The sequence below is a fragment of the Streptomyces sp. PH10-H1 genome (genome assembly GCF_030063355.1).
Classification (GTDB): Bacteria; Actinomycetota; Actinomycetes; order Streptomycetales; family Streptomycetaceae; genus Actinacidiphila.
Genome location: NZ_JASISZ010000060.1, coordinates 44,172 through 51,585, shown reverse-complemented (window position 1 = coordinate 51,585; position 7,414 = coordinate 44,172). Strand labels below are relative to the sequence as shown.

Annotated in this window: 7 protein-coding genes; all 7 read right to left on the bottom strand. The window is 66.5% G+C overall.

The features are described from left to right. Positions 1–676 precede the first annotated feature (676 nt). Complete coding sequence (locus QMK24_RS29675) at positions 677–946, bottom strand: hypothetical protein (protein ID WP_283469903.1); 270 nt, start codon at positions 944–946, stop codon at positions 677–679. Then, positions 943–1,425 carry a hypothetical protein gene (locus tag QMK24_RS29670; protein WP_283469902.1) on the bottom strand — a complete coding sequence of 161 codons (483 nt, stop codon included), beginning with the start codon at positions 1,423–1,425 and terminating at the stop codon, positions 943–945. The genes QMK24_RS29675 and QMK24_RS29670 overlap by 4 nt, the downstream gene beginning before the upstream one ends. A gap of 150 nt (positions 1,426–1,575) precedes the next feature. Next, entirely contained in the window at positions 1,576–2,160 is a 585-nt protein-coding gene (locus tag QMK24_RS29665; RefSeq protein WP_283469901.1) for a hypothetical protein, read from the bottom strand. 401 nt (positions 2,161–2,561) lie between these two features. After that, positions 2,562–3,464: a hypothetical protein gene (locus QMK24_RS29660; protein WP_283469900.1), complete on the bottom strand. Its 903-nt coding sequence runs from the start codon at positions 3,462–3,464 to the stop codon at positions 2,562–2,564. A gap of 4 nt (positions 3,465–3,468) precedes the next feature. Further along, entirely contained in the window at positions 3,469–4,653 is a 1,185-nt protein-coding gene (locus QMK24_RS29655; protein ID WP_283469899.1) for a C40 family peptidase, read from the bottom strand. Continuing rightward, the gene (locus QMK24_RS29650) at positions 4,653–5,438 is read right to left on the bottom strand and encodes a hypothetical protein (protein ID WP_283469898.1); all 786 of its coding nucleotides are present in this window, start codon (positions 5,436–5,438) and stop codon (positions 4,653–4,655) included. Before QMK24_RS29650 ends, QMK24_RS29655 begins: the two co-directional genes overlap by 1 nt. A gap of 3 nt (positions 5,439–5,441) precedes the next feature. Then, positions 5,442–7,409, bottom strand: coding sequence for a hypothetical protein (locus tag QMK24_RS29645; RefSeq protein WP_283469897.1), 1,968 nt, complete (start codon positions 7,407–7,409; stop codon positions 5,442–5,444). Positions 7,410–7,414: the final 5 nt, after the last annotated feature.

Here is a 7,414-nt window from a genome sequence, read left to right as displayed (position 1 = left end):
TCGCGCGGGCCGGCGGGTGGCTGATGGGCCGCTTCGCGGCCTCTGAGCTGCTCTTTTGCCGCTTCGCGGCCAAAGATAGCCGCTTCGCGGCGGGCTGGCAAAGAGGGAGGGGGCGGCTCCGGTTCTTCGGGTGCAGGTAATCGAACTGAAACGTGAAAACAAATACTCGCTATGCCACAATCGCCTTTTGATTAGATATCGAATTGTTTATGAATTCGTTGGTCGCCTACTTTCTGACGCATCGTCAGTAAGGTACTTGAGGCGACTCTACTCTATCCATCTCCTCAACACAGCGTCTCGCTCTGGGACCTGACGGGATGTGATGCACCATGTAGAAACCCGAAAAACCAGGCACTACCCCAGGTGTTCCCAAGAAGTTTCGGCCGTAGGCCGTTTCCTCTTGCCCCGCAGGGGCGGGCCCCGGCCGCGAAGCGGCCTTAGAGGGGCCCTCCGCGATAGCGGCTGACCGAAGGTCAGAATCTTTTCCGCCCCTTGGCCGAAGGCCATTGCGGGGGCGGTTTCCTCTATGGGTCCGCGAAGCGGAGCCACGTCCGCCCGTGGCCGAAGGCCACTTGAGAGGCGGACCAGCCCGCAGGGCTGTCCATTAGCCGCGCCTTTTCGGGCATAGCAAAGGGCGGCGAGAGACTCGCCGCCCTTTGCTTTCTTTGCCTATTTGTTACTCTCTTTCTTCCTCTGCTACCTCCTCTTCGTAGTGCGAGTATCCGGAACGGACAATCTCCTCAGGGTCTACGTCGTTGATCCGAGCGAGGTGGAAGAGATTCGCGAGGAGGTCTCCGGCAATTTCCCTGAGTGCCTCGTCATCGACGTTGAGAGTGCCGTCGGTGTAGTTCTGGCCCGTCTGCCTGCCGAACGCTGCAAGGGCAGCGACAGCCCAGCTAGCGCGGGTCCGGTTGGCCTCGATGGGGCCTTCTTCGTCGATGCTCACTTGCCCCATCCCCACCACGAGCGGATTTCGTCGGTGGTGTCGTCGCTGTAATTGCTTTCGATCATTTCCTCGAACGATGTTCCCGGCTTTTCGAGACACGCAATTGCCGCGTTGACGGCGAGATTGATCGCGTCCGATTCCGGCTCGCCGAGCCCGAGGGAGTCATTTACGACGTCGGCACCCTCGTTCACAGCGTCATAGACCTGTACCCACGTGTAGGTAGGTCGGGGCTTGATTCCTTCGCTTCTGGCATCAAGGAACGCCATAAGGGCTACTCGGTGCCTTTCGAGGGACGCGAGCTGACCGTATGCGCTATCCGAGGATTCGAGGTACTCCTCGATTGCTTCGGACATTTCCGCGAGGGATACGGCGGGGTCAGTGACGTATCCGAGTGATCCCTCGGTGTCGACCGTCCAGATTTCGTTTCCGTCTAGTTCGATGTCGCGCGGGTCGAGAAGATTTCCGCATGTGTCGCACACGAACAGCGTGTCGTATGTGATTCGGAATTGTGTCAGTCCGCCGCACTGCTGGCAACAAATCGGAGTCACGGGAGCTTTCCTTTCGTCGGGGATTTTCCGTGTTGAGTCCGAGTCCCTTCCTCGCGATTGCGGGGAAGGGACTCGACCGATCTACTTCTGATAGGCGGTGATTCGCGCCCGAACCTGGGCGGCATCAATGCATCCGGGGTGCCGGTAGGGCGATGCGGGATTTCCGTTCCGGCCGCGCAGGTGGGACCAGTAGCGCGGTCCCTGCCAGTCGCAGAGCTGGCAGGCCATGACCCACGGGTTATCTGCGCCCGGGTAACCGCCCATCGGGGTCCAGAGGTATTCGCTCAGTCCGGCCATAGCGAGCGTGGCCGCCTCGACGTTGCGGGCTGTGGCGGGCATACGCGGGTGCAGGAGCAGTGTCGGACCGAACGTTCCGCTGGCCTCGACGATCCCGGCCTCGGTGCTGCTCTCCGGAGTGATACGCCCGGCGTCGAATTCATCGACGAGGTATCGCGCGGCGGCTTCTCCGCCGATGCGTCCGGCGGCAACGCGAACTTCTTCGCTCTGTCCGTCGGCGACGGCGAACCAAGCGCCGTGCCAGCGGAACACCAGGCCGATACGCTGCCCTGCGACGAGGACGGGATAGCGGCATTCTTGGTCGGCGTCCCCGAGCGTGTAGCGCTCGGTGTTTTGGGTCGTGTTGAGGGTGGGCGTGCTTGAGTTCACGGGAGCGTGCCTTTCGTTGTGTGCTTCCGGGGCGTTGCCCAGGAGGCCGCACGGCACGGCGTGTGCTTTTTGGCCCGGTGCGCGCCGTAGGCGCAGGGCCAAAAACCCTTTTGCCGGTGCGCGCCGTAGGCGCAGGCAAAAGGGCGGTCCGCGAAGCGGACCGAATTGCCGGTGAACGCGCCGTAGGCGCCCGGCAATTCGCCCGGAGGGCCCGCCAGGGCCCTCCGGGCGGCGCGCGGCGTGCCGTGTGGCACCCTGGGCCACGCCCCGGAAGGAAAGGTCTGTACGCCCGTTACCGCCCTGCTGCGCCTTGCTGCGCCCTGTGCTGCTCCCGGGGAAAAGGCGAGAGCCTCCGCACCGGCTGACCGGTGCGGAGGCTCTCTGTGTGGTGTGGGGGGCGGTTACGTCGTCCCGTTGGGTAGTCCGCCGGTTTCAATCCATTGGATGACGCCCTTGGACAGTTCCTCATTCTTGGCGGTTTCCAGCACGCCGAGGAGGGCGTTGGACAGGTCTCGGGCCGACTCTGGATCTTGTAGGCCGAGCTGTCGCCATGCGGTGTAGGCGTTGCTGACGCATTGCGCCGTTTCGGCGTGCGGAGCGCTGGCCTCTTGGCGGCGCTGCGCCGTGCGTAGGAGGAGCTCGGTGAGGTCGTACAGCTCGATGGACTCGCTCCGTGATCCCCACGCTTGGGTGCCCAGCCACGCCCACCCGGTCAGCATGTTGACGGTGTGAGGATGGTGGGGCCCGAACTGCTCGGCGAGCTGGCTCGCGAGGCGCTCCGCCGAGGCGAGGGCGGCGGGGTAGTCGCCCGCCGCCCGCTCCGCGTGGTGATCCCGTATGGCGGCGGCGTACGGTTCTGCGGGCGGGGGTCGCGTCCAGTCCGGTTCCGGGGCCGCGAGGGGTGCTGGTTGCGGTTGCTGCTGCTCCCGGGGAGAGGCCGGGGTGGGCGCCTGTGTTGGTGCCGGCGGGATGTAGCGGGCGCGCTGTGGGGTGGCCTGGGCGGGCGCCGGGGCGGCGGGTGGGGCCGGTGTGGGGTGCGGCGTGCTGAGGGTGGTCACGGAGCCGTTCACGGCCACTATCAGCGGCCAGACGGAGCCGTCGGCCTCCTTGGCGAGAACCCGGACAGGACGCCCGTGTAGCGCGGCCTTGATGGTGATCTCGGCAAGTGCCGCGATGCGTGCCGCGTCGGGGGTGGTGGTGGCCGTGGGGATGGGCTCGCCGTCAATGATGGCCTGACCGGTCGAGGTCACGGTGATGGTGTAGACGGGCGCAGCGGGGACCGTGTCAGGGTCGGTCGTGGTCATGGTTCTATCCGCCCTTGGGGAAATACGGCGGGGCCCAGCCTACGTAAGTGGCGCCCCATTTGGTTTCGATGTCTGTTGCGGGTACGACGTCGATGAATCCAGGCCGCTCGATATCATTACTCGCAATTTTCCCATCACCGAGGTAGAGCGCTACGTGTCCGGCGCGACTTCCAGTTTCCCAATACATGAGCGCCCCCGGTGGGGGGTTTCTGTCTTTGTCGTGCTTCATTGCTGCGGGCATTTCTTTGTAGTGGTCTATGGCATACGGGACCCCGGAGAATGTCCAGCCTTGCGAGTTGGCTACGAATGCGAGGCAGGCCCGGTACCAGCCGGGGGTACTCGAAGTGGCTTGCAGGGTCGCCCATGCGATGGCTTCTGCCGTGGATCGCGGATTCTTGACATCGGGTGGCCATCCGGCGGCGCCATCGTGGAATGGCTCGCCGGGCTTGCCTGGCGTGCCCTCGGTGTAGCACTCGGTCGAGCCGGTTCCTCCGCTTGCGGTTCCGCCTTGTGTGCCTTGGTCGACGTTGCCTTTCTCTGTGCCAGGGCGGTTGAGGTCGATCGTCGCGAGTCCTGCGATCTCACGGGCGGGGCCCTCTTGCCCTTTGTATAGGTCGGGGTAGGCGGAGTGCTGCACTGCTTGAGCGGCGGCGCCGAGGTCCATGGACGGCCAGGCGAGGATGTCGGTGAGACCTTGGGGGCTGCCGCTGTCGGCGCCGAAGAAGAACATTGAGGCGGCGTACCCCGGTTTCATGATCTGTTCTTTGGTCCCCCAACCTTGCGACGGCCGTTGCTGAAAAAGGCCGATGGAGTCCCGGTCTCCGTGATCGAGGTTGAGGAGCGTCGACTCCTGCAATGCAGTCATGAGGGCCACGAGCGTTGCGCGGCCGGGCAGTCCGCGGGCTTTGGCCACGGCGTCGATCGCCTGCGCGTTCTTGATTTGGTCCGCTCGCGTCTGTTCCCCGGGGGCGTCCGGTGCCCCGTTGCCCCCGGTGCTGCCGAGGTCGGCGCCGGGTTGGCCAATGGAGCCGCACCCGTCCGCAAAGGCTTTCCCTCCGATCCCTGCCCCGAAAATGCCCACGACCAGGAGGAAGACGAGGAAGCAGACCGCCCCAACGGCGCCGACCTTGAGCATGAGGCCGCGGCCGGCGACGTTGGCGGCGGCCCGTAGGGCGTCGGCGCCTTCCACTACAGGCCCACTATCCGCGAGACGCGCCATTTCTCGCCGTCGAGGGTCAGCTCGGTTTGGAGCACCGTGGTTTCCGTGGTGGCGGTGTATCCCTCGATGGCGACGGTGGCGGTGACCTTGCGCCAGACCCGCAGGGGCGTATCGACGGGTAGGCCGGGAGCGGCCGGTCCTACCTGCACCGCGCGTACAGTGCTGACGCCTCCTTGGCTGACGAGCTTGTCCCAGCGCGGGTCCCTGTTGCTCGCCAGATTCTCGACCAGGCTCGGGGTCATCCATGGGGCGGCCCGGAGGACGGCGGCGCTGTGGTTCCGGTCCACGGGCGGGTTACGGGTGAGGTAGTGCTCGACGGCCTGTTGAGCGACCTTGTCGGGTGCACGCAGGTCCACCGTCGGGGACGGACGCGGCGACGTCGGCGACGAGCTGGCGCTCGGCGTGCCGGCGGGCTTGTCGTCTTGCGCGGATGTCTGCGGACCGGCGGTGACCGTGACCGGTTTACGGGCGTGCTCAGTTCCCACCAGGCCGGGCCAGAGCCACTTGGCGGCCACGCCGAGCGCGAGCACCACCACCACAATCAGGAGGGCGCCGGCGGCGGTAACGGGCTCCCGTTGGCGCTCCGTTTTGATCCATTCGGCGGTCCGTCGGCGCTCGCCCTGGCGGTGGTCGCGCCGTGCTTGGCGGCGGTCGCGGCGTCGTCCCTTGCGGGCCTCCTCCGGGTAGTCGTAGCCGGTTTTGAGCATCTCCCGCCACTCCTGGGGCGAGCGCTCGTCATCGTCTTTCCTGGCCATGTGTCACCCCCGGCCTTGTCGTGGAACCCGGCGGGAGGCCGGTGCGGTGGTCCGTGCGGGCGGTTGTGTGCGTCCGGTTCGCCTCGGGGGCCCGTTGGGGGTGCTGCGGATGACCGTCGCCGGAATGATCCTGGGGTTGGCGGGGCCCGGCGCCGGGGCCTGCCGGAAACCGAACTGCGGGATCGCGGCGGATTCTGGGCGCAGCACGGACGTGGGCGCTGTTCGGCGAGCGGAGGGCGTGCGAGGGTTCGCGGTCGGGGTTGCGGTACCGGTGCCGGCCGGAAGCGCGGGGCGGGGACGGGGCGGAATGCTGCGGGGCGTTGGCGGGGTGTGGTCCCGCTCAAGGGTGATGGTCGGTGCACTTGGGGGGCCGGGCGGCAGAGGGCGCGGTCCGGGTGGATTGGGTCCGCCGCCGCCGGGTCCGGCGGGCAGGGCGGGCGGATTCCTGGGGGCGGGCAGTGACGGCGGTGGTGGGGCCGGGGGGCGGATGCTGGGCAGGGGCGGGCCGTCCCCGTCTCCGCCTCCTCCGCCGCCGCCGGGGAGGGCGTCCCGGCCGCGCAGGGTACGAACCGGCTGCGGGTGGTGGGGTGAACCTCGGCCGGGGAGCAGCCCGGACAGCGCTTGGCTTGCCCGGCGTGCGGCCAGGAGACCCATGATTGCGGTCCCGGGTGAGCTCCCCCCGCTCACTCCAACGATCTGGGACACGATCGAGCGGAATCGGAACGCGACGACGGCCGCGGCGATCGACAGGCCCGAGCTGGGCAGCCATCCGTACTGATCGAAGAGTTGGGTGGTGGCGGTGTTGATCGTCAGGACGCAGCCGAGGACGAGTGTCGCGATGAATGACTCCAGGGTCCGGCCGAGGAGTTGATCGAACCAACGCAGCCCCCATTGGCGGGGGCGGCCGGGGATGACCCATAGGCAGGCGAAGAACACGCCTGCAACCAGGAGCATCAGCGCCCCGAGGAGAGACGCCAGGCTCGTAAAGGCCAGCATGAGCACCAGGGCGGCAAAGATCACGATGGAGAGGAGCGAAGGCAGACACACCATGATCCGGCCGACGGGTGAGTGTCCTCTCCTCCACTGTGCGGAGTCACCGCCGACCGCGTCCTCGGAGACGTTGTCTTGCAGGAACTGTTTCCGGGCGTCCTTGTTCGCGCCTTTGTCGAGTACCTGTTTGCCGTACAGCTCGCACGCCTTGAAGCTCCCGAATTCCGCCACGCACCAGGGCGTGGCGACGTAGCTCCTCCACACGGCATCAGCGGACTTGCGGAGCATGTCGTCTCGCCCGTTGCCGCTGAACTGGGGCTCGTGGCCGATCTTGAAGGGGAAGTCACCGGAGCCGTCGCCCAAGCCTTGAGCGGTCGCGTTCATGGCGACGCCGGCGCCGATCTGACGGGCGGAGTCAACACCGCTGACCCAGGTCCCGGGCGAACTGAGCAGGGACACGGAAACCACGCCGGATACCAGCACCCACGCGAGCTGTGACAGTCCGCCGCCGCCGCCTCCGCGCTTGTGCTGGGCGAAGGCGACGAGGCCGCCGACGGCGAGCGCGGTTGGCAGGAGCGTGACGGTCAAGCCTTCGGACGCGCCCCCGATGGACTTCGTGATGGCGTTTTCCAGGGCCGGGATCGAGGTGAGTTGGAAAATCCACGTGACGATGACGACGACGGCCGTACCGATGACCGCGATAAGCGCCATGCAGATATCCGCGATGGCCTCGGCCATCGGGTCCAAGATGTCCCACTTGCCATAGTCGCTGTCGAGCTGCCACAGGTTCGGGTTCGAGTAGCTCTCGTACAGCGTGCCCTGTCCCGCCGGCACCTTGGATGTGGGGCTCGGCATCAGGTCACCGATACCGGCCGGGTCGATGTCTTGGGCGGATGCGTGCCCGGCAAGAACCATCAGCGTCGTGAACGCGAACAACAGCGGGATGGCGAGCGTCCGAAGGCGCAGGTAGTAGATCGGCATTGCGT